Source organism: Betaproteobacteria bacterium (assembly GCA_016713305.1).
Classification (GTDB): domain Bacteria; phylum Pseudomonadota; class Gammaproteobacteria; order Burkholderiales.
This window is the reverse complement of sequence record JADJPK010000031.1, coordinates 801,523-825,922: the sequence shown is the minus strand read 5'-3', so window position 1 is coordinate 825,922 and position 24,400 is coordinate 801,523. Positions and strand designations below refer to the sequence as shown.

Below are 24,400 nucleotides of genomic sequence, written 5' to 3'. Positions count from 1 at the left end.
ATGCGATGAACGCGCTCGAGCGGCTGGCCGTTCGCGCGGAGGCGATGCTCGATCGCCTGGAACCCGTTCTTCCTGCCGTTGCCGCGTTGCCCGACATGCAGGCCCACATCGCGTTTCGCTGGCGCCGGCGGCAGAGCGTGGGCTCGCTGGTGCCGGTCGAGCGGCCTCACCGTATCGGCCTGAAGGACCTCAAGGGAGTCGATCCCCAGGCAAAGCTGGTGGACGCCAACACGCGCCAGTTCGTGGAAGGCGTGCCCGCGAACAACGTACTGCTCACGGGGGCACGGGGCACCGGCAAGTCGTCGCTCGTCAAGTCGGTGCTGAACAAGTACGCGGGCCGCGGGCTGCGACTCATCGAGGTCGAGAAGCACGATCTCGTCGACCTGCCCGAAATCGTGGATCTGGTGGGCGGCCTGCCGCAGAAATTCATCGTGTTCTGCGACGATCTCTCCTTCGAAGCCGACGAACCGGGATACAAGGCGCTCAAGGCCATCCTGGACGGCACCATCGCGGCAACGACCGAGAACGTCCTGGTCTACGCCACCTCGAACCGCCGCCATCTCATGCCGGAGTACATGCACGAGAACCTCGAGACAAAGTATGTCGACGAAGAGGTGCATCCCGGCGAGACGGTCGAGGAGAAGATCTCGCTGTCGGAGCGGTTCGGTCTCTGGGTGTCCTTCTACCCCTTCGATCAGGAGCACTATCTGGACATCGCCCGCTACTGGGTCGGCGTGCTGGGCGTGACGGATCCCGATCAGGAAGAGCTTCGCCGTGAGGCCCTGCAATGGGCCCTGTCCCGCGGTTCTCGCAGCGGTCGAGTCGCATGGCACTTCGCGCGCGACTATGCCGGCCGCCGGCTGCTGGAAGCGCGTCGGGGACGGAAAGCAGGGCGGTGACGGATTCGCCGGTCGACGGCTCTGGCTGGATCGAGGTCGCCGCCGCGGTCATCGAGCAGGATGACGGGTCCTTTCTGCTCGCCCAGCGCCCGGCCGGCAAGGTGTACGCGGGGTGGTGGGAGTTTCCCGGGGGCAAGTGCGAGCCGGGCGAAACCCCCGCTCAGGCGCTCGCACGCGAACTGCATGAAGAACTGGGCATCGAGGTCGACCAGGCGTTTCCCTGGATCACCCGCACGCATGTCTACCCGCACGGACGGGTGCGCCTGCATTTCTTCCGGGTTCCCGGGTGGCACGGCGCACTCCAGTCGCGCGAAGGACAGGCCTTCGCGTGGCAGCGGTTTCCGCAGCTGACCGTCGATCCCGTTCTGCCGGCCAACGGCCCGATTCTCAAGGCGCTGTCCCTGCCGCTCGTGCTGGGCATCTCACAAGTGAAGGATCTCGGGGCGGAGGAATTCCTGCGCCGGCTCGATTCCGCCCTCGGACGGGGCTTGCGCTTCATCCAGGTCCGCGAGCCGGCACTGACCCATGCGGCCCTGGAGTCCGTGGCGCGCGAAATCGTGCGGCGGGCTCACGAAGCCTCGGCCCTGGTGGTGCTGAACGGCGATCCGGATCTTGCGCGTGCCATCGGTGCCGACGGCGTGCACCTCCCGGCACGCATTCTGGCCGGGACACGGGAAAGGCCCGGCTTTCGCTGGGTGGGCGCCTCCTGTCACGATCGAGAAGAACTGGAACGCGCCCAGGATCTGGGGCTGGACTATGCGCTGGCCGGCCCCGTGCTGCCCACGGCGTCTCATCCCGGCGATCCCGGAATCGGCTGGACCGCACTGGCGGAGATGGTGACGGGACTGGAACTGCCGATTTTCGCGATCGGAGGGCTGCGGCCCGATCACCTGCACGAAGCACGCGTGGCAGGCGCACACGGGATCGCGGCCATCCGCAGTACCTGGATTCCCGGCTGAGCCGCGCCGGGGAAGGGAAGTTCCCCCCGATCAGTTCTCGGGGAAGTCGAGACTGCCGTCCTGCTCCTCCACCGGGATGCGATAGCTCTCGGTGGCCCATTGACCCAGATCGATCAGCTTGCAGCGTTCCGAACAGAAGGGCCGCCACGGGTTGCCGGGGCCGAACGTCGTCTGCCCACCGCATTGCGGGCACTTGATCTTGCGCCCCTTGTCCGGGGCGGCGCCGTTCTCGGCCAACGCGTTGCCTACAGGTTGCAGTACGACAGTTCGAAGTCGACTTCGCCGTCGTAGGTTCGGCCGCGCTCGGCACCCTGGGCGTGCGTGAACCGGATGTTGAGCGCGTACTTGTTGGCGCTGACCTCGGGCACGCAAGGATAGGCGTCATCCATCCGCACCCGCAGCATCTGGGAAACCTTGCCGCCCATCATCTGCTGGAAGACCCCTGGGTCGCATGCGCCGGGGAGGTCTTGCCGCTTTCACGCAGCAACTTGAGCACGATGCGGGTGCCTTCCCACAGGCCGACGAACGGCGCGCTCCACTGGCCGATGTCGGCCCGGCGGGAGTCGGCGTTCTGATGGAGCCAGTAGTGGTAGGAGGGAAGGTCGAACTCGCAAACGCCGCCCGGGATTCCGGAGCGTTGCCGGATGCCCATCAGCCATTCGTTCTCGCGCAATTCCTGGCCGGTCTTGCCCGAGGCGCCGCACAGGCTGGTGGACGTCTGGTCGATTTCGCCGAGCACCTCGTTGAGCGCCTGGGCAGAGATGGCCGGATTGCTGCGCAGGGATTCGAGGTGGCCGCGCTGGCGCTCGAGTTCCTGGATGAGTTCGGACTTGAGATCCGCACGGCCGGCGACTTCGAGGATCTCGAACAGCGTCACGACTGCTGCGTGGTGGGCGCGAGCCTCGCCCGAAGCCGTGAAGAAGTCGAGCTTGCCGTGTAGGTCCTCCAGTCGCAGCAGAGTCCTGACGCGTTCGTTGAGCGGGAACTCGTAGCTGATCACAGCGCGCCTAAGTCGGAAATTCCCGAAAGTATCGGACAACTCGCGGCCAGAAGTAAACACTTCGGCACCAGCGCCGATTCCGTCGGCATGGCCTCATTGCGATTTCGCCGCGCTCCGCAGGTACTTCCGATGCAGACGCTCCACCTGCGGCGGCAGATTCTCGCGCGGGCCGTCGTTGTCGATCACGTCATCGGCGGCCGCCAGCCGGGTTTCGCGCGCCACCTGAGCGTTCATGATGCGCTCCACCTGCGCCCGATCCAGGCCGCTCCTCGCCATCGTCCGGGCGATCTGGGTTTCCCGACTGCAATCGACGACGGCAATGCGGTCGACCACCGCACGGTAGTTGCCTGATTCCACGAGCAGCGGCACGACCAGGACGACATAGGACGCGTCGGACTCCGCGACCCGGCGCCTGGACTCGGCGCGGATGAGTGGATGCAGGATTGCCTCCAGATCCTTGCGGGCGTTCGCATCGGCAAAGGCGATCTCGCGCATGCGGGCCCGGTCCAGCCGCCCGTCGGCAGCAATGACGCCCTGGCCGAATCGCGCCGCGATCGAGGCAATGCCAGCCCCCCCGGGCGCCGTCAATTCATGGGCGATGGCATCCGTATCGACCACACCCGCGCCCAGAGCGGCGAACAGATCCGCCACGGCAGTCTTCCCCGAGCCGATGCCTCCCGTCAGCCCCACGACGTAGGTCACGGCCTTGTCAGAGGATCGAGAGCCACTGGCGGTTGATGGCGTCACCCCAGAACATCGCGATGACTCCGGCAGCGGCGAGGTAGGGCCCGAATGGAATGGGCGTTGCCCGGTTGTGGCGTGCGAAGACGATCAGCGATACGCCGACCACCGCGCCCACCACGGAGGAGAGGAGGATGACGGCAGGGAGCATCTTCCAGCCCAGGAAGGCGCCAATGGCGCCCAGCAGCTTGAAATCGCCGAAGCCCATGCCTTCCTTGCCCGTGAGCAGCTTGAAGCCCCAGTACACCAGCCAGAGCGACAGATAGCCTGCGGCCGCGCCGATGACGGCGGACGGCAACGGTACATAGGTGTCGCGCAGGTTGAGCAGAAGGCCCGTCCACAGCAGCGGCAGCGTGATGTCGTCCGGCAGGAGCGTCGTGTCGAGATCGATGAACGCGGCGGCGGTAAGCGCCCACACGAACAGCAGACAGCCGGCTAGGGCCCACCCGAACCCGAAGTGCCAGGCGGCATACGCGGAAAGAACTCCGGTCAGCGCTTCCACCGCGGGGTACCGCGCGGAGATGCGGGCGCCGCAGCCCCTGCACTTGCCCCGCAGCATGAGCCAGCTCAGGAGGGGAACGTTTTCCAGGGCACTTATCCGGTGCCCGCACTGCGGGCAGGCCGAACGCGGCACCACCAGGTTGTAGACGGGAGCGGCCTCGGGTATCTCGCCCCGCAGCTCGGCGCACTGGGCCCGCCAGTCCGCCTCCATCATCTTCGGCAGCCGATGGACGACCACGTTGAGGAAGCTTCCCACGAGCAATCCGAGGAGACCGCAGCAGATCGCGGTGAGTGAAGCGGAGCCTTGCGGGAGCTCGATCATGGGATGGGCAAGGGGCGGACGTGAAACGGGCTCCCGCAGGAGCCCCGCCGTGAAATCGATTCGGCCGGGATCAGATGGCCTGACCCATCTTGAAGATCGGCAGGTACATCGCGATCACCATCCGCCGATCAGTGTGCCGAGCACCACCATGATCGCGGGTTCCATCAGGCTCGAGAGGGCGTCCACGGCGTCGTCGACCTCACGCTCGAAGAAGTCGGCCACCTTGGACAGCATGGCGTCGAGCGAGCCGGATTCCTCGCCGATGGCGACCATCTGGATCACCATGTTGGGAAAGACGTTGGAGTTCTGCATCGATACGGTCAGGCTCGTTCCGGTGGACACCTCGTTCTGGATCCGCCGCGTCGCCTCGTAGTAGACGTAATTGCCCGAGGCTCCCGCGACGGAATCGAGCGCTTCCACGAGCGGCACGCCTGCGGCGAACATGGTGGCGAGTGTCCGGCTCCAGCGCGCGATGGTGGCCTTGCGGATGACGTCCCCGAAGATCGGCAGGCGCAGGAACAGCCGGTCGAGCGTCATCTGCATCTTCTTCGACCGTTTCCAGGTGTAGAAGAAGAACCACAGGCCACCGCCGATCGTGCCGAAGATGAGCCACCAATACGTGACGAAGAAGTCCGAGACCTTCATCACGAAGACCGTCGGACCGGGAAGGTCCGCGCCGAAGCTCGTGAACAGTTCCTTGAACGCCGGGATCACGAAGATCATGATGACCGCCGTGATGATGAATGCCACGACGAGGATCGAGATGGGGTAGAACAGGGCAGACTTGATCTTGCCCTTGATCGCGACGATCTTTTCCTTGTAGGTGGCGAGCCGGTCGAGGAGGCTGTCCAGGATACCGGCCTGTTCGCCGGCCTGCACCAGGTTGCAGAACAGCGCATCGAAGTACAACGGGTACTTGCGAAAGGCGGTCGTCAGGCTGTTGCCGGTCTCGACCTCCATCTTGATGTCCAGGAGAAGCTTGGCCACGGCCGGGTTCGAGTGCCCCTTCCCCACGATGTCGAACGCCTGCAGCAAGGGCACGCCGGCCTTCATCATCGTGGCCAGCTGGCGGGTGAAAAGCGTGATGTCCTTCTCGGTGATCTTGCCGCCGGAGGCTGCGCGCTGCTTCTTGACCTTGACGACCTGGATGCCCTGCCGGCGCAGCGTCGTCTTGACGACGGATTCGCCGGTCGCGCGCGACTCGCCCTTGACGACCTTGCCCTGCTTGTCGCGGCCTTCCCAGACGTAGTTGAATTCCTTGATTTCCTGCTTGCGTGCAGTGGCGGCGGCGGTGGCCATCGGAGGTTCCTCTCTCGCGGATGCTATTCGTTGGTCACGGCCTCGATCTCCTCCAGAGAGGTGAGACCTTGCCTGACCTTGAGCAGACCGGACTGTCGCAGATCGCGGATTCCCTCGCGACGCGCCTGATCGGCGATGTCGATGGCATCGCCGTCCTTCATGATGATGCGGTTGATCTCCTCGCTGATGGGCATGACCTGGTAGATGCCGACACGGCCCTTGTAGCCCGTATTCTTGCATACATCGCACCCGACAGCGTGGAACGGCTGCCATGTGCCGTCGAGGTCCGATTCCTTGAATCCCGCTCTTAGCAGTGCCTCGGGCGGAATGTCCGCCGGCTGCTTGCAGTGGCTGCAGAGCCGGCGGCCGAGCCGCTGCGCCGTGATCAGCATCACGCTCGAGGCGATGTTGAACGGCGCGATGCCCATGTTGAGCATCCGCGTGAGAGTCGTGGGCGCGTCGTTGGTGTGCAGGGTGGACATCACGAGGTGGCCGGTCTGCGCGGCCTTGATGGCGATCTCGGCGGTCTCGATGTCGCGGATCTCGCCCACCATGATGATGTCGGGATCCTGACGCAGGAACGACTTGAGGGCCGCCGAGAAGGTGAGGCCCGCCTTGTCGTTCACGTTGACCTGGTTGATGCCCGGCAAGTTGATTTCGGCCGGGTCTTCCGCCGTGGAGATATTGATGCCCGGCTTGTTGAGCATATTGAGGCACGTGTAGAGCGACACGGTCTTGCCCGAGCCGGTGGGGCCGGTCACGAGGACCATCCCGTACGGCCGGCCGATGGCATGCAGCAGCGCCTCCCTCTGATCGGGCTCGTAACCGAGGGCGTCGATGCCCAGGGTCGCGCTGTTCGGATCGAGAATCCGCATGACGATCTTCTCGCCGAACAGCGTGGGCAGCGTCGAGACGCGGAAGTCGATCGCGCGGCTTTTGGAGATCACGAGCTTCATCCGCCCGTCCTGAGGCACGCGCTTCTCCGAGATGTCCAGCTTGGAGATGACCTTGATCCGGGAAGCGATCTTCTCCTTGATGGCGAGCGGGGGCTGGGCGATCTCGTAGAGGATGCCGTCCTGCCGGTACCGGATCCGGTAGTACTTCTCGTAGGGCTCGAAGTGGATGTCGGAGGCGCCGCCGTTGATCGCGTCCAGCAGGATCTTCTGGATGTATTTGACGACCGGCGCGTCGTCGATGTCCACCGCCTGGTCGGGTTCGGGCTCGGTGACGGCCTCGGCCAGTTCCGCGCCGATGTCCTCCGTCACGAGAGTGGACAGGCTGGTGTCGTTCTGCTGGAAGAGCTTGGCCAGCAGGGTCCCCAGCTTGGTGTCCTCGACGACGATGGGGTCGACCATCAAACCGGTCTGGAACTTGATCTCGTCGTAGCTCGTCCGGTTGGTCGGATCGGAGAAGGCCACGAACAGGCGGTTGCCCCGCTGGAGCAGAGGAAGCACCCGCCGGGTCGCCATGACCTTCTCGTCGACGAGCTTTTTCGGCAGGAACTCGGGGTCCAGCGCGTTCAGGTCCAGCAAGGGGAAACCGAACGTCTGGGAGGCGAACTCGGCGACCTCCAGCTCGGTCATCTTGCGGCTGGCGATCAGGTGGTCGACGAAACCGCCGCCCGAGCCGGTGGCCTCCGCCTGGAGGGTCTCGGCCTCCTTCTCCGATAGTCGGCCTTTCTGGACCAGGGCTCGGGCCAGGCCGGACAGGCTGCTCTGAGGATTTGCTGCCACGCGTGCGGATCGATGGTTCGTGAGTGGGCCCGGACCGCAACGGGCGCCCGGGTGCCTATCCCCCTTCTTTCGGCAGAAGCCGGACCGACTTTACGACCCTGTCCTGAATCTGGACGATTTCCATGGGCTGGCCGGCCAGCCGCGTGCTCGTCCCGGGCTCGGGAATGTCCTCGAAGTGCTCCAGAATGAGGCCGTTCAGCGTCTTCGGCCCGTCCAGGGGGAACTTGGTTCCGAAACGCCGGTTCAGGTCGCGCAGGAGCGTTCCCCCTTCGACCATGAGGCTGCCATCGGGCTGCCGGGAAGAGCTCACCGACGTGCTCAGAGGCGACTGGGTGGTGAATTCGCCGATCAACTCCTCGAGGATGTCCTCCAGGGTGACCATCCCCATGAGTTCCCCGTACTCATCGACCACGAGTCCCAGTCTTTCCTGCTGTTCCTGGAACTGCTGGATCTGGGTGAGAAGCGGCGTGCCGATCGGCACGAAATAAGGTGGCCTCATCACCTGCCGCAAGTGCTCGGCGGTGAACTCGTCACCCTCGCCCATGTTGAGGAACTTGCGGACGTGCAGGACGCCGACGACGTTCTCGATGGACGATTCGTACACGGGGATGCGCGTGTGGTTGGAGGTGGCGATCTGCCGCCGGAGTTCCTCCGGGGGATCATCGATGTCGATGGCGTCGATCTGGGGGCGCGGCACCATGACGTCCTCCACCGTGGCCGATTCCAGATCGAACAGGTTGAGCAGCACGTTCTGATGCTTCTGTGGCAGGAAGTTGCCCCCCTCCAGCACCAGCGTACGCAGTTCTTCCAGGGTGAGCTTCTGGCCCTGACCGTCCATCACGGGCTTCAGGGCGCAGCAAGCTCAGGAGGGCCGTGACGAACAGGTTCACGAACCAGACGATGGGATAGGCGATCCGCAGAAGCGGCGTGAGGACGAAGGCGGCGACGTAGGCGATGCGCTCCGGATAGGTCGCGCCGATCACCTTGGGCGTGATCTCGCTGAACACCAGGATGGCGAAGGTGACGGCCACGGTCGCGGCGTAAGCGCGAGTTCGGATTCGCCGAAGAACCGGAACGTGAGGTAGGTGACCAGCGCCGCGGAGGCCGAATTGATCAGATTGTTCCCGAGCAGCACGACGCCCAGGAGACGGTCGGGCCGGGCGAGCAGTTGCGCGGTGAGACGGGCGCCCCGATGCCCCGTCTTCGCCAGGTGCTTCATCCGGTAGCGGTTGAGCGCCATCATGCTGGTCTCGGCGATCGAGAAGAATCCCGACAGCACCAGCAGGACCGCCAGTGTCACCAGCAGGGTGTGTGGAGATTTCGTCCAAGGCGACGGGAGGAGCAGGGCGGTCAGCGGCCCAGCACGATCTCGATGACGAACTTCGTGCCCACGTACGCGAGGATCAGCATGAGAAAGCCGGCGAGCGTCCATCGCAGGGCCATGCGCCCTCGCCAGCCCCAGAACGCCCGGCCCGCGAGCAAGGCGCCGAAGATGAGCCAGGAGAGGATCCCGAACAGCGTCTTGTGATTGAACTGGAGCGGCTTTCCGATCAGCGTCTCGAGAAGAACATGCCCGTGACGAGCGACGCGGTGAGCAGAAGGAAGCCGGCCGTGATGATGCGGAACAGCAACCGTTCCAGAGTGAGCAGCGGCGGCAGGCTTCGTACCAGCGGAGGCAGCGTGCCGCTGTGCAACCGCTTCTCCAGAACTGCCATGAGCAGAACGTGCAGCGATGCGATCGTGAACAGGCTGTAGGCCAGGATCGACATCGCCAGATGCAGCTGGAAGAACGGCATGCCCGCGTTGGGCAGGGGCTTGGTCCCGGGCAGGACCAGGGGCATGAGCGCGGCCACGGCCGCCACCGGAATCACGAGCGCCTGCAGCCCTTCGAGCCGGTAGAAGAAGCTGCCGAGCCAATAGATGACGATGGACAGCCAGACGATGCACGACAACGCATTGCCCACTCCCATGCGCATCACGCCCGAACCGAAGATGCCGTGATAGAGGAGCCAGGTCTGGAGGAGGATCGGCACCAGGAGCGCGTAGCGCACCCAGCCGAATTCGCCGGCGGAGGCCGGCTCGGAACGCCACAGCCCTCGCGCGAGAACAGCGCCGAGAGAGGCGTACAGGAACGCGTTCAGACCGTAGGCTAGAATCGGAGGCATCTTCAAGGAGCGCGCGGATCGAACCGCCAAGGGCGATTATACGCCGCGGGTTCGAACGATCCTGCCGTTGCCCGCCGCCATTCCAGAGGTTTCCCATGCTCGACGGACTCACCAATCGCCTTTCCGGTGTCATCAAGACACTGCGCGGACACGCGCGTCTCACTGAATCGAACGTTCAGGACGCGCTGCGCGAAGTCAGGGTCGCTCTGCTCGAAGCCGACGTCGCCCTCCCCGTCGTCAAGGACTTCATCGCACGCGTTCGCGACAAGGCGCTGGGGCAGGAGGTCATCGCCAGCCTCACACCCGGACAGGCGCTGGTGGGTGTGGTCCACGACGAACTGGCTCAGCTCATGGGCGGCGCGAACGCCGAACTCAACCTTGCGACGGTTCCACCCGCAACCGTGCTGATGGCAGGCCTGCAGGGGGCGGGCAAGACGACCACCTGCGGCAAACTCGCGCGCCTGCTCAAGGAGCGCAAGAAGAAGATCCTCATGGTCTCGTGCGACGTCTACCGTCCGGCTGCCATCCAGCAGCTCGAGACCCTCGCGCAGCAGGTCGAGGTGGACTTCTTTCCGTCCACGCCCGGGCAGAAGCCGGTCGACATCGCCCGGGCGGCCCAGGACTGGGCGCGACGTCACTACCACGATGTGCTTCTGGTGGACACGGCCGGCCGCCTCGCCATCGACGAGGAGATGATGCAGGAGATCCGCGATCTCCATGCGGCGGTCTCTCCGGTCGAGACGCTGTTCGTGGTTGACGCCATGCAGGGCCAGGACGCCGTGAATACGGCCAAGGCGTTCGCCGAAGCGCTCCCGCTCACAGGTGTGGTGTTGACCAAGCTCGACGGCGATTCCCGTGGCGGCGCGGCGCTCTCGGTGCGCCACGTCACCGGCGCGCCGATCAAGTTCGCCGGCGTCGGCGAGAAGCTCAACGGGCTCGAACCGTTCTTTCCCGACCGGATGGCTTCGCGGATTCTCGGCATGGGCGACGTCCTGTCGCTGGTCGAGGAGGCGCGCAAGGGCATCGACATCGAGGAGGCCGAGAAGCTCGCGAAGAAGGTCAAGTCCGGCCAGGGGTTCGACCTGGAGGACTTCCGCAACCAGCTCATGCAGATGAAGAAGATGGGGGGGCTGTCGGCCCTGATGGACAAGCTTCCCGCCCAGCTTTCGCAGGCCGCCCAGGCCGCGGGTGGCCAGATGGACGACAAGGTGATCAACCGCACCGTCGGCATCATCAACTCCATGACTCCGAAGGAGCGCATGAAGCCCGAGATCCTCAAGGCCTCGCGCAAGCGGCGCATCGCCACGGGGGCCGGAGTGAGCGTCCAGGAGGTCAACCGCCTGCTCAACCAGTTCGAGCAGATGCAGAAGATGATGAAGATGATGTCCAAGGGCGGCGGGCTCGCCAAGATGATGCGGGGCATGAAGGGGATGCTGCCGGGCATGCGGTAACGCCCGAGCTTGGGGATTCGCCGCGTCCACAGACCGCGGCAGGCGTACGTTTCGAGGACGGCCGCCTTCACCCGCTCGTATGGATCACGTCCCTGACGATCGGATAGATCTGGTGGCTCCAGCGCCGTCCGCTGAACACCCCGTAGTGGCCGACGCCGGGCTGGACGTAGTGGGCCTTGCGGTACTGCCGCAGGCCTGTGCACAGGTCGTGGGCCGCCAGCGTCTGTCCGAGGGAACAGATGTCGTCGCGCTCCCCTTCCACGGTGAGCAGCGACGTGCGGCGAATGGCCGCCGGATCGACGGTCCTGTCGCGCCAGCGCAGCACGCCGCGGGCCAGCGAGTAGTCCTGAAACACCTGTTTGACCGTTTCCAGATAGAAATCCGCCGGCAGGTCCGCCACGGCGAGGTACTCGCGATAGAAGCTGCGGGTCGCCTCGACCTTCTCGCTGTCTCCGCTCACCAGGGCGTCGTACATTCCCCGGAACGCGTCGCGGTGCCGCTCCGGGTTCATGCTCATGAATGCCATGAGCTGCATGAAGCCGGGGTAGACGCGCCGCCATGCCCCGGGGTGCTGCCATGGCACCGTCGCGATAAGTGTCCGCTCGAACCATTCGATGGGTTTGGAGGTGGCCAGATCGTTCACCTGCGTCGGTGCGATCCGGCAGTCGATGGGGCCGGCCATGAGAGTGAGACTTGCCGGCGTGGCCGGGTCGCCGTCCTCGGCCATGAGCGCAGTCGCGGCCAGTGCGGGAACGCAGGGCTGGCAGACCGCCACGACGTGCGCGCCCTCGCCGAGATGGCGCAGGAACATCATCACGTGTTCGATGTATTCGTCCAGCCCGAACCGGCCGGCGAGCAGCGGAACGTCGCGGGCGTTGTGCCAGTCCGTGATGTAGACGTCGTGATCTGCGGCCAGCGTCCGGACCGTATCGCGCAGCAGGGTGGCGAAGTGTCCCGACATGGGCGCCACGACCAGCACCCTGGGTTGCATCGCGGAAGAAGCCTTGCGAAACCGCAGAAGCGTGCAGAAGGGGGTGCGTAGCGCGGATTCTTCGGCGACCGCCTCTTCGACGCCGTTCACGGTCACCCGGGTGACGCCATAGTCGGGACGCACGTGGGTCAACTCGGCCGCGGAAAACACTTCCCATGCGGCGACGACCTCACGCACCGACTTGTGCTCCTTGAACCGGAATCGCGCATCGTTGAAGAGCGCGGTCATGGCCGACCCTGCGAGGCGCCAGGCGCGCAACCAGTCCGCGTGATTCTGATAGGTCTGATAGATCATCGTTTTTTCGCTGGCGCCCGCGTGCACTCGCGGCATCGTGGGCCGAACGTGCAACTTGCACGCCATGACTGGCCACTGGCATGTCGCTTGCGCGGTGCACATCGCCCATCATCCACTCCGGCGATCAATCGCCGTGTCCGGGGACACTCCATGGCCAAGGCGACCCTCACCCTCAGCAGCCGCAACTATTCCTCGTGGTCGCTTCGCGGGTGGCTGCTCGTCCGGTTCTCCGGGCTGGACTTCGCGGAGCGCATCGTTCCCCCCGATGATGCGGATGCACGCAAGGAGTTGCTGCTGCTGTCTCCGTCCATTCTCGTGCCTCGTCTGGATCAAGACGGGGTGCGTGTCTGGGACACGCTCGCAATCGGCGAGTATCTGAACGAAGTCCGTCCGAAGGCAGGGTTGCTTCCCGCTGACCGTGGGGCCCGCGCACACTGCCGCGCCGTGTGCGGCGAGATGCACTCCGGATTCAGTGCCCTGAGATCCGCACTGCCGATGAACCTGAAGCGCACCTTTCCGGGGCACAAGGTCTGGGCACGCGCCGAGGCCGACATCGAGCGCATCACCGCCATATGGCAGGAGTGCCAGGCAACCTACGGGGGGCCCTTCCTCTTCGGCAAGCGCTCCATGGCCGATGCCATGTACGCCCCCGTGGCCACCCGGTTCGTGACCTACGACGTGAAGCTCGATCCGGTGTCCGCGCGCTACCGGGACACCGTCATGGCCATGCCGGAGATGGTCGAGTGGATCGGGGACGCAAGGCAGGAGGCCGAGGAGATCGAGGAACTCGACGCGGAGTTCTAGGGAAGCGCCGATGGACGCCCGCGGATCCTGCTCCCGGCAGCGGTCATCTCGGCACCCCTTCGTTCCGTCCCGGTACCGGGATCTCCACCCCTGAACGGGGGCAGGACTCCGTCCGAATCCGTCCGGGAACCCCGCTCGTCCGCAAGGGTCCACGAAAGGGGGTGGGGTAGAATCCGGACGACCCACCCCGCCGTACTCCCGCCATCTCGAGGAACACTCATGCGCCTTCTGGCCGCTGCGCTGTCGTTTTTTCTGTGTCTGCCCGCCCTTGCCCAGGACTACTACCGGGAGAAGCGCTGGTCCGACCAGATCGTCCCCGGGCTCATGGTGGGCGAGGCCGTGTGGATCGAGCAGGAGAACAAGCACAAGTACCTCACGCTCTGGACCGAGGCGGAAAACGCCAGGGGAGCGATTATTTTGGGTCATGGCCGCGGCTGGAGTCCGGACTACGAACTCTACGGCGTGTTGCGGACCAAGTTCGCCGAGCAAGGCTATTCGACCTTGTCCATCCAGCTTCCCGTACTGGGCGGGGGCGCGAAGATCGGGGACTACATTCCCACGTACGGCGAAGCCGCCGAGCGGTACCACCTCGCTGCCCAGTGGCTGCAGAAGAAGGGATACAAGAACATCTCCATCGTGTCCCACAGCCTCGGGGCCACCATGGCGAATCATTACCTGATCAACGTGAACGCCAAGGACACCGCCGTGAAGACCTGGGTGTTCATCGGGATCATCAACGGGCTCGAGGAGATGTTCCGGATCAAGATTCCCGTGCTCGACGTCTACGGCGGCAAGGACTGGGAGATCACGCAGGTGGGCGCGCCGGAGCGCTACAAGCAGATCATCAAGATCTCCGGCTCTCGCCAGGTCGTCGTTCCCGAGGCGCTGCACTTCTTCGAGGGAAAAGAGGACGCCCTGGTGAAGGTCGTGGTGGACTATCTGGACGAGATATTCCGGAATACGCCGTCTCCGGCGCCAAGATAACCGGCCGTCTGCACGAAACGCCTTGCCAAGACCGGCGCGGCATGCCTAGAATTCGGCCCTTTTTTCCAGGAACCACCGAGGTCATCCGATGGTCGTGATCCGGCTTGCACGGGGCGGCGCCAAGAAGCGTCCGTTCTACAACATTGTGGTGGCTGACTCGCGCGATGCGCGTGACGGCCGATTCATCGAACGCGTCGGGTTCTACAACCCGGTCGCACCCGACGGAGACGTGAAGCTGCGCATCGACGTGGCCCGCGTCACCCATTGGGAAAGCAAGGGTGCCCAGCTTTCCGACACGGTCAAGCGTCTGGTCAAGCAGTTTGGCAAGACCGTCGCCGCCACTGCAGCCGCCTGAGAGGCGGGATACGCAGCTGTCTGATCGGCTGGTCGTGATGGGGCGCATCGTGGCGCCCTTCGGGGTAAAGGGCTGGGCGAAGATCCAGCCCTTCACGTCCGAACCGGGTGCCCTGGCGGATTTCCCCCGCTGGTGGCTGCATCTGCCGTCGGGCTGGAAAGAGGCCGCGGTGGACGAAGCCAAGGTCCACGGTCAGACCGTGGTCGCCAGGCTTGAGGGTTTCGACACTCCCGAGCAGGTGGCCAGGCTGGGCAAGGTTGACGTGGCCGTTCCGCGCGACAGCCTCCCACCCGCGGAAGCAGGCGAGTATTACTGGGCCGATCTCATCGGCATGGATGTGGTGAACGGCGCCGGAGAGCGGTTGGGTGTCGTGGAATCGCTCCTGGACAACGGCGCGCAGAGCGTTCTGGTGGTTCGGGGCGATCGTGAACGGTTGATACCCTTCGTCGAGCAGTTCGTGACGAGGGTTGACCCGGAAGGCCGCAGGATCGAGGTCGACTGGGGTGCGGATTACTGATTGAAGCAGTACGACGCCATCACTCTCTTCCCCCGCATGTTCGATGCGGTGACCGAATGGGGCGTGACCGGGCGGGCGCGGGAAACCGGGGTGTACGGTTTCGTGGCATGGAATCCCAGGGATTTCGCGGCGAATGCCTATCGCACGGTGGATGACCGGCCCTACGGCGGCGGTCCCGGCATGGTGATGATGGCGGACCCGCTCGCCAAGGCGATCCGGGCGGCGCGGCAGCGGCAGCGCAGTGCGGGCGTGCCGCAGACCCGGGTGATCTATCTGTCACCACAGGGCAGGCAGCTGGACCACAGCCTGGTCGAGGAACTGGTGGGCCAGGAAGGGCTGGTTCTGGTGTGCGGCCGGTACGAAGGCGTCGACGAGCGCGTGCTGGAACGCGAGATCGACAGCGAGATATCCGTCGGCGACTATGTGTTGTCCGGCGGTGAACTGGCGGCGATGACGGTGCTGGATGCCGTGATCCGGCAACTGCCCGGCGTGCTGGGCGATGCCGAGTCGGCGCAGCAGGACTCCTTCGTGAAGGGGCTGCTGGATTGTCCGCACTACACGCGGCCGGAGGTTTTCGAGGGGGAGAGGGTGCCGCAGGTCCTGATGTCGGGCAATCATGCCGACATTGAGCGATGGCGGCTCAAGCAGTCACTCGGGCGCACGTGGTTGCGACGTCCGGAACTGCTGGAAAAGGTGGAACTGACAGCCCGAGAACGGGCCCTGCTGGACGAGTTCCGGCGCGAACATGAATGAATGAGTGAAGGAGCGAACGACATGGACGTGATCGCACAACTGGAAGCCGAGGAAATCAAGCGGCTCGGCAAGAAGATCCCCGACTTCTCCCCGGGAGACACGGTCATCGTGGGCGTGAACGTCGTGGAAGGGACCCGCAAGCGGGTCCAGGCCTACGAAGGGGTGGTGATCGCCAAGCGCAACCGCGGACTCAATTCCTCGTTCATCGTTCGCAAGATCTCCTCGGGCGAAGGCGTGGAGCGCACGTTCCAGACCTACTCGCCGCTCATCGCCTCCATCGAAGTGAAGCGTCGCGGCGACGTGCGCCGCGCCAAGCTCTACTACCTGCGCGAGCGTTCCGGCAAGTCCGCGCGCATCCGCGAGAAGATTGGCGGTACGCATGCCGACAAGGCCGCCGCTGCTGCTGCTGCTGCCGCCGCCGCAGAAACGCCGGCAAGCTGACCGGTCCCCGATCCGCACCAAGGAAAACGGCCTCTTCTGGAGGCCGTTTTCTTTTCCGCCGCCAACGCTTGCCAGTCACCGGGGCTCCATCGACATGACGTTCCGCGCGCGAGCCGTTGCTACAATCGGCGTACCTTTCCGGCTGCACCCATGCTCATGAATCCCACTCGCCGTCGTTGCGCCGCGTTTGCGCTTGCGTGTTCCTTTGCCCCGCTCGCCTTTGCGCAGAAAGGTGTCACCCTGTCGATCGGATCGGGAAACACCGGCGGCGTGTACTACCCTCTCGCGGGCGGGATCGCACAGGTGCTCACGCGCACCGTGCCCGGCTGGCAGGTCACCGCGGAAGTGACCGGCGGTGCGATCGACAATCTCAAACTGGTGGGAACGGGCAAGGCCGACCTGGGGCTGTCCATGGCCGATGCGGCGTGGGATGCCTACACGGGCCAGGACAAGTTCGCCGGCCGCAAGCTTTCCGCTGCGCACGCTGATGGTGCTGTATCCGAACCGGATGCATGTGGTGAGCACGGAATCGGCGGGCATCGCCTCGATGAAGGATCTCGATGGCAAGCGCGTATCGCTCGGTTCGCCCGGTGGTGCGACGGAGGTCATGGGCATGCGGGTGCTCGACGCCTACGGGCTTGCCGACCGCATCAAGCGCGAGCGCCTGTCCGTGAACGAAGCGGTGAACGCCATGAAGGACGGCAAGATCGACGCGTTCATCTGGGTCGGCGGGGTGCCCACAGCGGCAGTCACGGACCTGGCGGCGACTCCGGGAACGAAGATCCGGCTCATCGATCATGCCGACGCCGTGGACGCCATGAACCAGCGGTTCGGCCCGTTCTACAGCAAGGGGGTGATCCCGAAGAGCACCTACGCCGGCATGACCCAGGACGCGCGCAACGCCAACGTCTGGAACGTGCTGGTCGTGAACGCCTCCATGCCGGAGGATGTCGCCTACACCATCGTCAAGACCGTGTTCGACCGCCGCGCCGACATGATCGCCGTTCACAAGGAGTTCGCCACGCTCTCGCTGGAGTACCAGACGAAGGGCGCCTCACCGATTCCCTTTCATCCGGGGGCGATCCGGTTCTTCGCGGAGAAGGGACTGAAGCTCTAGGGAAGATCTGATCGATGCGCGCGATCCGCGTACATCGATCAGATCTTCCCCGGAATCCGTTCACAGGCTAGCCGGCACGTCCGACCGCATGTCCACACGCTCCCCATCCGGCCCGCAGGTCGATGCAGACCGCCTCGCCGCGGCCGACCGCTTCGTCGAGGAAGAGGAAGGCGCTGTCAACCGGCTTCGCGGTGTCCTCGGGGTGCTGCTCACCGTTGCCCTGGCGGGAACCTCGCTGTGGCATCTCTATGCGGCGTTCGACATCGTCAGCGCTCCCTGGATGCGAGGCGTGCACGTGGCGCTGATGCTGGGTCTGCTGTTCCTGACGCTGCCCGCCTCACGGCGTTTTCGCGATCGCATCATGCCGTGGGACTGGCCGCTCGCGCTGGTCACCTTCGGCTGCATCGCCTATCTGTTGCACGACTGGGACGCCATCTCCGAACGCGCGACCGAACCGCAGACGTGGGACATCGTTGCGGGCGGCCTCCTCATCCTGCTGGTACTGGAGGCCGTGCGCCGGGCGAGCGGGTGGGTCATGCCCGCCGTTGTCTCGGCCTTCATCGCCTACGCATTCGCCGGGCCCTGGCTGCCCGCTCCCTGGACTCACAAGGGCTACGATCTCGACCGGCTCGTCGGCCACATGACGATGACGATGGAAGGCATCTTCGGCACGCCCATCGACGTCTGCGCCACGCTCATCGTGCTCTTCACCATCTACGGCGCCGTGCTGCAGTATTCCGGTGCGGGCAAGTTCTTCATCGATTTCGCGCTTGCCGTGATGGGCCGCCGCAAGGGTGCGCCGGGCCGCGCGGTGGTGTTGGGTTCTTTCCTGCTCGGCGGGCCTTCGGGCAGCGGTGTGGCGACCACCGTCACGCTCGGTTCCGTTGCCTATCCGCTCCTGGAACGTGCCGGCTACAGCAAGGAATCCGCGGGAGGACTGCTTGCGGCCGGGGGGCTGGGTGCCATTCTCTCTCCCCCCGTTCTGGGCGCCGCCGCCTTTCTCATCGCCGAGTTCCTGAAGATCTCCTATCTCGACGTGATCCGCATGGCGGCCATCCCGACCGTGCTTTACTACCTCTCGCTGTTCGTGATGGTGGAGATCGACGCGCGCAAGTTCGGTGGCGCCGTGGCCGCCGGCGCCGGCCTGCGTGCCTCCACGCTCGTCCGCCAGCACGGCTACCACTTCCTGTCGCTGGTCACCGTCGTCGTGTTCCTCGTGATCGGTTTCTCGCCCATGACGTCCGTGTTCTGGGCGATCGTCATCGCCGTCGCACTGAGCTTCGTGCGCCGCGACACCGCCCTAGTGCCCAAGCGCCTCCTCGGCGCGCTTGCCGAAGGATCGCGCGGTGTGCTGGGTGTGGCGGCCACGTGCGCCGCAGCCGGAATCATCGTCGGCGTCGTCACGCTCACCGGACTGGGGCTCAAGTTCAGTGGCATCGTCATCGACTATGCGGACGGCAGCCGCGCGCTGACCGCGCTGTACACGGCGTTGCTCGTGTGGATCGTGGGTCTCGCCGTGCCAGTGACGGCCTCCTACATCATCTGCGCGGTCGTGGCCGCCCCGGCGCTGATCCACGTGGGCATCGCCGACTACGCTGCGCACATGTTCATCTTCTACTACGCCGTGCTGTCCGAAGTCTCGCCGCCCACAGCGCTGTCTCCGTTTGCCGCAGCCGCCATCACGGGCGGCGATCCCTACCGGACGACGCTCTCCTCGTGGAAGTACACCTTGCCGGCGTTCGTCACGCCGTTCATGTTCGTGCTGGCGCCCGAGGGCGTGGGACTGCTGCTGTCCGGCCCCGCCGCCGACATCGCACTCGTCGTCGTCACGGCGATCGGCGGGATCGTCGCGCTGGCCATCGGTGCGCAGGGCTGGCTCTCGCACAAGCTGTCTCTCGTCGAGCGTGCCGCCTTCATCGTGGCCGGTCTGCTGCTGGCGTGGTCGGCGTCGTGGAGCGACACGGCAGGTGCTTTGCTTGCCGTGGCCGCCGTGGTGTTGCACCGGTGGCGCACCGGGCCCGGTTCACGGCGCAGTTCCGGGTGAGACCGGGGCGGCGGAGCGTGGCCCGGTGAGCGATTCGCAAGTCCGCCGGAGAGGGCGAACCCGCATCGCCCAGGCCACCTCCGACGATCCCCTCATCGATGGCTTCTGCGACAGCCTGTGGCTCGAGGATGGCCTGTCGAGGAACACGCTGGATGCCTACAGGCGCGATCTCGCGCTGTTCGCGACGTGGCTGCACGGGGATCGCGGGAGCGCCCTTCTCACGGCGACGCATGCGGACATCCTCGCGTACCTTGCGCACCGCTACCGCGCCCGGACGAAGGCCAGCTCCGCAGGCCGCCTGCTATCGACGCTGAAGCGCTTCTACCGCATGCAAGTTCGCGACTCCCGCCTGTCGGCCGACCCGACACTGAACGTCGATTCGCCGAAGTTGCCGCGTCCCCTGCCCAAGTCGCTCACCGAGGCGGACGTGGATCGCCTCCTGTCCGCACCCGACATGTCGAGCGCCATGGGACTGCGGGATCGCGCGATGCTGGAACTGCTGTACGCGACGGGCCTGCGCGTGACCGAACTGGTCACGCTGCGGCTCACGCAGGTGAGCCGGGACGCGGGGGTGCTGCGCGTGGTCGGGAAAGGGACCAAGGAGCGCCTGGTCCCCATCGGAGAGGAAGCGATCGACTGGCTCGAGCGGTATCTGCGCGAAAGCCGCCCCGTTCTACTTGAATCCCGGATCTCCGACGCCATCTTCGTGACTCACCGCGCCGAGCCGATGACGCGGCAGGCATTCTGGATGCTGGTGAAACGCTATGCGTTCGAAGCGGGCATCGCCAGATCCATTTCTCCGCACGTGCTGCGCCACGCCTTTGCCACGCATCTGCTCAACCACGGCGCCGACCTGCGCGTCGTGCAGATGCTGCTGGGCCATGCCGACGTGTCCACGACGCAGATCTACACGCACGTTGCCCGCGAGCGCCTCAAGCAGCTGCACGAGAAGCATCACCCGCGCGGTTAGCCCGCCTTCCGGGCGGCCGCCCGCGCCCTTGAATCCCTCTCGCGCGGCCTCACCTCGATGTCCTGACGGGCGGAAGACCCGTCGTCACTGGAGCGGCGTAGCGATGGATATCTTTCCCAGATTGCAGGAGATGTGGTCGGGCGGCTCGAAGCCGAAACCGGGCGACGGCTCGCCGGAGGGCGGGCACGACGCCGCGGTCCGCCCCTTGCCGGATGATGCGATGATCGTCATCCCCATGCGCAATGCCGTGCTGTTCCCCGGCATCCTCTCGCCCGTATCGGTGGGCCGTGCGACCTCCGTCGCGGCAGCGGAGGTCGCGGCCAAGGCGGAAGCACCCGTCGGTTTTCTGCTTCAGCGGGACCCGGAGAAGACCGACGTCTCGCAGGACGACGTCCACTGGGTCGGCACGGCGGGCCGCATCGTGCGCCACATCGCGGCACCCGAAGGCATCCATCATCTCGTCGTCCAGGGACAGACGCGGTTTCGCGTGCTTCAGTTCCTGGAAGGCTGGCCTTTCCTCGTCGCACGCGTTGCGATGGTGGAACAGGCCGATGATGTCGGTCCCGAGGTGGAGGCACGATTCCTTCAGCTCCGGGAACGGGCCGTGGAGGCCATCGACCTGCTTCCCAACGCGCCCGAGGAATTGAAGGGCGTCGTGCAGGGCATGGAATCGCCGGCACTGCTGGCCGACATGGTCGCGAACATCATCGACGCCAAGCGCGAGGAGAAGCAGGACATCCTCGAGACGTTCGACGTCCGCCGCCGTCTCGACAAGGTCCTCGCGCTGCTGGGCGCGCGCGTGGAAGTGATGCGGCTTTCACGCGAGATCGGAGAGAAGACGAAGAAGGAGTTCGACGAACGCCAGCGTGAGCATGTGCTGCGCGAGCAGCTGCGCCAGATCCAGAAGGAACTGGGCGACGACGAGGACGAGGCGGCCGAGAGGGACGAGTTGCGCGCCGCCATCGAGAATGCCGGAATGCCCGAAGAAACGCTCAAGCATGCCCGCAAGGAACTGAAGCGGCTGGAGCGGATGAACGAGAATTCCGGCGAGTCGTCCATGGTGCGCACCTATCTCGAATGGCTCACGGAACTGCCGTGGAAGCTCGACGCCGCCGTGCCCATCGACATCGCGCGGGCCCGTCGTGTGCTCGACGAGGACCACTTCGGACTGGAGAAGATCAAGCGCCGCATCCTCGAGCACCTGGCCGTGCGCAAGCTCAATCCGGAAGGCAAGAGCCCCATTCTGTGCTTCGTCGGTCCGCCCGGCGTGGGCAAGACTTCGCTCGGACAATCCATCGCCCGTGCCACCGGCCGGCCGTTCCAGCGGATCGCCCTGGGCGGCGTGCACGACGAAGCCGAGATCCGCGGCCACCGCAGAACCTACATCGGTTCCATGCCCGGCAACGTGATTCACGCGGTCAAGCGGGCCGCATCGCGTTCGGCCGTGTTCATGCTGGACGAGATCGACAAGCTGGGCGCCGGAGGCTTCCACGGCGACCCGTCGTCGGCCCTGCTCGAGGTGCTCGATCCGGAGCAGAACTCGAAGTTCCGCGACAACTACCTGGGCGTGGACTTCGATCTGTCGCGCATTCTCTTCATCGCCACCGCGAACCAGCTCGACACCATTCCCGGTCCGTTGCGCGACCGCATGGAGATCGTCCAGCTGCCCGGCTATACCGAGCAGGAAAAATTGCAGATCGCTCGGCGGTATCTGCTGCAACGGCAGCGGGAAACCAATGGGCTGAGCCCCGACCAGGTGACCGTCACCGAACCGGCGCTGCAGGCCATCGTCTCGGACTACACACGCGAGGCGGGCGTGCGCAGCCTCGAACGGGAACTCGGATCGGTGCTCCGCCACGTGGCGATGAGAATCGCCGAAGGCCACGCCGAACGGGTCACCATCGATGTCCCGGACCTCGCTCCCATTCTCGGGCCGCGGAAGTTCGACAACGAAGTGGCGGGCCGTATCGCGCTGCCGGGGGTGGCGACCGGTCTCGCTTGGACACCGGTGGGCGGGGACATTCTCTTCGTCGAGGCCGCCAAGGTGCCGGGGACCGGCAAGCTGACACTGACCGGTCAGCTCGGCGACGTGATGAAGGAATCCGTGCAGGCGGCACTCACGCTGGCCAAGGCGCATCTGGGCGACAAGCTCGACACCTGGGACGTCCACGTGCACGTCCCCGCGGGCGCCACGCCCAAGGACGGACCCAGCGCGGGGGTTGCCATGTACCTGGCGCTCGTCTCCATGGTGACCGGGCGCCCGGTGCGCCCGGAGGTCGCGATGACGGGCGAGATCTCTCTTCGCGGTCTGGTGCTGCCCATCGGCGGCGTCAAGGAGAAGACGCTCGCGGCGTTACGGGCCGGCATCGAGACCGTGATGCTGCCGCGGCGCAACGAGAAGGATCTGACCGACGTCCCGGCGGAAGCGAAGGAGCGGCTGCGCTTCGTGTTCCTCGATCGCGTGGAGGAGGCGCTGGACGTTGCGCTCGAACCGGAGCCGGTTTCCACCGCGGTGCCCGCCGGAACGTGATCGAGGCATAGGCGGGGGGGCGCCACGGAAGGGGCGGTTGCCGCGGTCCGTCCCCCCACGTGCGGCCCGGTCGCGCCCACCAATGGCGGTGTCACTTCCGCCCACGACAGGTGCGAGGGCTCGCGCGACTTCGCGCCATCCATCCATTCCACGACCGGTGCGCCACGGCCCGTCGGCGCCTGGCCAACCGGTCGCGGTGTTGCTTCGGACTCTTCCGGAAAGACCATGCCGGCGCCCGGCGGGCGTCGTCCTCGCGTCATCTCCCGCCCTTAGCCTTCCTTGGAGTTTCATGCCATCCACATGTCACGACAAGGACGACCATCATGCAGACCATGCGCAGAACCCTCGTTGCAGCCCTGCTCGCGGCCGCCGCCGCCGCAGAGGCGCAGGCCGCCGACTTCAACACGCTGACCGGTGCAGCACCAATCGTCATCGGTCACCGTGGCGCCAGCGGCTACCGGCCGGAACACACCCTCGCATCGTATGACCTGGCGATTTCCATGGGCGCCAACTACATCGAGCCCGATCTCGTCAGCACCAAGGATGGCGTGCTGGTCGCTCGCCACGAGAATGCCCTGGCGATCGTCAATCCCGTATCCGGCGCGGTCATCGAGGCCACCACCAACGTCAATGAACTCGTCCAGTTCGCCGATCGCAAAGCGACCAAGACCATCGACGGTGTGACGGTGACGGGCTGGTTCACCGAAGACTTCACGCTGGCCGAACTGAAGACCCTGCGGGCGCGCGAGCGGATCCCGGCGATTCGTCCCGGCAACACTGCCTACAACGACCAGTTCGAGATCCCGACGCTGCAGGAGGTGATCGATCTGGCGAAGCAGCGCAGTGCCGAACTGGGCCGCCCCATCGGCATCTATCCGGAAACGAAGCATCCGACATACTTCGATTCCATCGGTCTTTCGCTGGAAGAGAAGCTGGTGGAGGCGCTGCATGCCAACTACGGCAACACGTCCACGGCTCCCGTGTTCATCCAGTCCTTCGAGGTAGCCAACCTCAAGGAACTCAATGGCATGACCGACATCTCCATCGTGCAGCTCATCAATGCCGGCGGCAGGCCGTGGGACTTCACGGTGGCCGGCGACAGCCGCACCTATGCCGACATGGCGAGCGCGGCCGGGCTCGACGAGATCGCGACCTACGCCGACGGGGTAGGCGTGAACAAGACGCTCATGATTCCGCGTAACGGAGACGGAACGCTGGGCGATCCCACGAGCGTCATCGCGGATGCCCATGCGGAAGGTCTGATCGTCCACGGCTGGACGTTCCGCCGGGAAAACACCTTCCTGCCCACCGACTACCGCGCAGGCTCGGATCCGAACGCCTATGGCGATCTCGAAGGCGAGATCCTGGCCTTTTTCGCGGCCGGCATGGATGGGGTGTTCAGCGACCAGCCGGATATCGGCGTGGCCGCCGTTGCGTCCATCCCTGAGCCCCAGACCTATGCACTGATGCTCGGTGGTCTGGGCATCCTGGGCGCAGTCGCCCGCCGCCGGGCCCGCAGGTAAGACACGC

18 protein-coding genes and 5 pseudogenes are annotated in these 24,400 nt (G+C 65.4%); 14 read left to right on the top strand and 9 right to left on the bottom strand.

All coding sequences use genetic code 11. From position 1 onward, the window contains the following. The first annotated feature begins 5 nt into the window (after nt 1-5). The gene (locus tag IPK20_25425) at nt 6-899 is read left to right on the top strand and encodes an ATP-binding protein (protein ID MBK8019699.1); all 894 of its coding nucleotides are present in this window, start codon (nt 6-8) and stop codon (nt 897-899) included. Next, nucleotides 827-1,858 carry a Nudix family hydrolase gene (locus IPK20_25420; GenBank protein MBK8019698.1) on the top strand — a complete coding sequence of 344 codons (1,032 nt, stop codon included), beginning with the start codon at nt 827-829 and terminating at the stop codon, nt 1,856-1,858. The genes IPK20_25425 and IPK20_25420 overlap by 73 nt, the downstream gene beginning before the upstream one ends. Before the next feature lie 30 nt (nt 1,859-1,888). On the opposite strand, the gene IPK20_25415 is transcribed toward IPK20_25420, so the two are convergent. From IPK20_25415 to ccsA, 8 genes and pseudogenes are all read right to left on the bottom strand, one after another. Continuing rightward, nucleotides 1,889-2,095 (bottom strand): DNA gyrase inhibitor YacG, encoded by a 207-nt coding sequence (locus IPK20_25415; GenBank protein MBK8019697.1) that lies wholly within the window; start codon nt 2,093-2,095, stop codon nt 1,889-1,891. 8 nt (nt 2,096-2,103) lie between these two features. Continuing rightward, nucleotides 2,104-2,858: pseudogene (gene zapD, locus IPK20_25410) on the bottom strand (cell division protein ZapD). A 93-nt stretch (nt 2,859-2,951) separates the two neighbouring features. Then, on the bottom strand, nt 2,952-3,560 hold the full coding sequence (locus IPK20_25405) for a dephospho-CoA kinase (protein ID MBK8019696.1): 609 nt from the start codon (nt 3,558-3,560) through the stop codon (nt 2,952-2,954). A gap of 7 nt (nt 3,561-3,567) precedes the next feature. Continuing rightward, complete coding sequence (locus tag IPK20_25400) at nt 3,568-4,422, bottom strand: prepilin peptidase (protein ID MBK8019695.1); 855 nt, start codon at nt 4,420-4,422, stop codon at nt 3,568-3,570. 70 nt (nt 4,423-4,492) lie between these two features. Next, a pseudogene (locus tag IPK20_25395) lies at nt 4,493-5,721 on the bottom strand (type II secretion system F family protein). Nucleotides 5,722-5,744: 23 nt separating this feature from the next. After that, nucleotides 5,745-7,454 carry a type IV-A pilus assembly ATPase PilB gene (gene pilB, locus IPK20_25390; GenBank protein MBK8019694.1) on the bottom strand — a complete coding sequence of 570 codons (1,710 nt, stop codon included), beginning with the start codon at nt 7,452-7,454 and terminating at the stop codon, nt 5,745-5,747. Nucleotides 7,455-7,509: 55 nt separating this feature from the next. Further along, nucleotides 7,510-8,697 (bottom strand): annotated as a pseudogene (locus IPK20_25385) (HlyC/CorC family transporter). A gap of 107 nt (nt 8,698-8,804) precedes the next feature. Next, nucleotides 8,805-9,619 (bottom strand): annotated as a pseudogene (gene ccsA / locus IPK20_25380) (cytochrome c biogenesis protein CcsA). 95 nt (nt 9,620-9,714) lie between these two features. Between ccsA and ffh the strand changes: the two are divergent. Continuing rightward, nucleotides 9,715-11,070: a signal recognition particle protein gene (gene ffh, locus IPK20_25375; protein MBK8019693.1), complete on the top strand. Its 1,356-nt coding sequence runs from the start codon at nt 9,715-9,717 to the stop codon at nt 11,068-11,070. Between the two features lie 67 nt (nt 11,071-11,137). Here the strand turns inward: ffh and phaZ are convergent, their stop codons facing one another. Next, on the bottom strand, nt 11,138-12,355 hold the full coding sequence (phaZ, locus tag IPK20_25370) for a polyhydroxyalkanoate depolymerase (GenBank protein ID MBK8019692.1): 1,218 nt from the start codon (nt 12,353-12,355) through the stop codon (nt 11,138-11,140). A gap of 150 nt (nt 12,356-12,505) precedes the next feature. Here phaZ and IPK20_25365 point away from each other — a divergent pair, with 150 nt between their 5' ends. The 11 genes and pseudogenes from IPK20_25365 (at nt 12,506) to IPK20_25315 (ending at nt 24,393) form a co-directional block, all read left to right on the top strand. After that, a complete protein-coding gene (locus IPK20_25365; protein ID MBK8019691.1) occupies nt 12,506-13,159 on the top strand; it encodes a glutathione S-transferase family protein in 654 nt (217 codons plus the stop codon). A gap of 219 nt (nt 13,160-13,378) precedes the next feature. Beyond that, entirely contained in the window at nt 13,379-14,143 is a 765-nt protein-coding gene (locus IPK20_25360) for a DUF3530 family protein (GenBank protein ID MBK8019690.1), read from the top strand. A gap of 88 nt (nt 14,144-14,231) precedes the next feature. Then, nucleotides 14,232-14,498, top strand: a complete 267-nt coding sequence (gene rpsP / locus IPK20_25355; protein MBK8019689.1) for a 30S ribosomal protein S16 — start codon at nt 14,232-14,234, stop codon at nt 14,496-14,498. A 37-nt stretch (nt 14,499-14,535) separates the two neighbouring features. Further along, nucleotides 14,536-15,015: a ribosome maturation factor RimM gene (gene rimM / locus IPK20_25350; protein MBK8019688.1), complete on the top strand. Its 480-nt coding sequence runs from the start codon at nt 14,536-14,538 to the stop codon at nt 15,013-15,015. A 36-nt stretch (nt 15,016-15,051) separates the two neighbouring features. Then, nucleotides 15,052-15,768 (top strand): tRNA (guanosine(37)-N1)-methyltransferase TrmD, encoded by a 717-nt coding sequence (trmD, locus tag IPK20_25345; GenBank protein MBK8019687.1) that lies wholly within the window; start codon nt 15,052-15,054, stop codon nt 15,766-15,768. A 21-nt stretch (nt 15,769-15,789) separates the two neighbouring features. Beyond that, complete coding sequence (gene rplS, locus IPK20_25340; protein MBK8019686.1) at nt 15,790-16,209, top strand: 50S ribosomal protein L19; 420 nt, start codon at nt 15,790-15,792, stop codon at nt 16,207-16,209. Nucleotides 16,210-16,365: 156 nt separating this feature from the next. Continuing rightward, nucleotides 16,366-17,326: pseudogene (locus IPK20_25335) on the top strand (TAXI family TRAP transporter solute-binding subunit). Nucleotides 17,327-17,414: 88 nt separating this feature from the next. Beyond that, the gene (locus tag IPK20_25330; protein ID MBK8019685.1) at nt 17,415-19,370 is read left to right on the top strand and encodes a TRAP transporter fused permease subunit; all 1,956 of its coding nucleotides are present in this window, start codon (nt 17,415-17,417) and stop codon (nt 19,368-19,370) included. A 64-nt stretch (nt 19,371-19,434) separates the two neighbouring features. Further along, the gene (gene xerD / locus IPK20_25325; protein ID MBK8019684.1) at nt 19,435-20,340 is read left to right on the top strand and encodes a site-specific tyrosine recombinase XerD; all 906 of its coding nucleotides are present in this window, start codon (nt 19,435-19,437) and stop codon (nt 20,338-20,340) included. A 130-nt stretch (nt 20,341-20,470) separates the two neighbouring features. Beyond that, nucleotides 20,471-22,870: an endopeptidase La gene (gene lon / locus IPK20_25320; protein ID MBK8019683.1), complete on the top strand. Its 2,400-nt coding sequence runs from the start codon at nt 20,471-20,473 to the stop codon at nt 22,868-22,870. A gap of 332 nt (nt 22,871-23,202) precedes the next feature. Further along, nucleotides 23,203-24,393, top strand: a complete 1,191-nt coding sequence (locus IPK20_25315; GenBank protein MBK8019682.1) for a glycerophosphodiester phosphodiesterase — start codon at nt 23,203-23,205, stop codon at nt 24,391-24,393. Nucleotides 24,394-24,400: the final 7 nt, after the last annotated feature.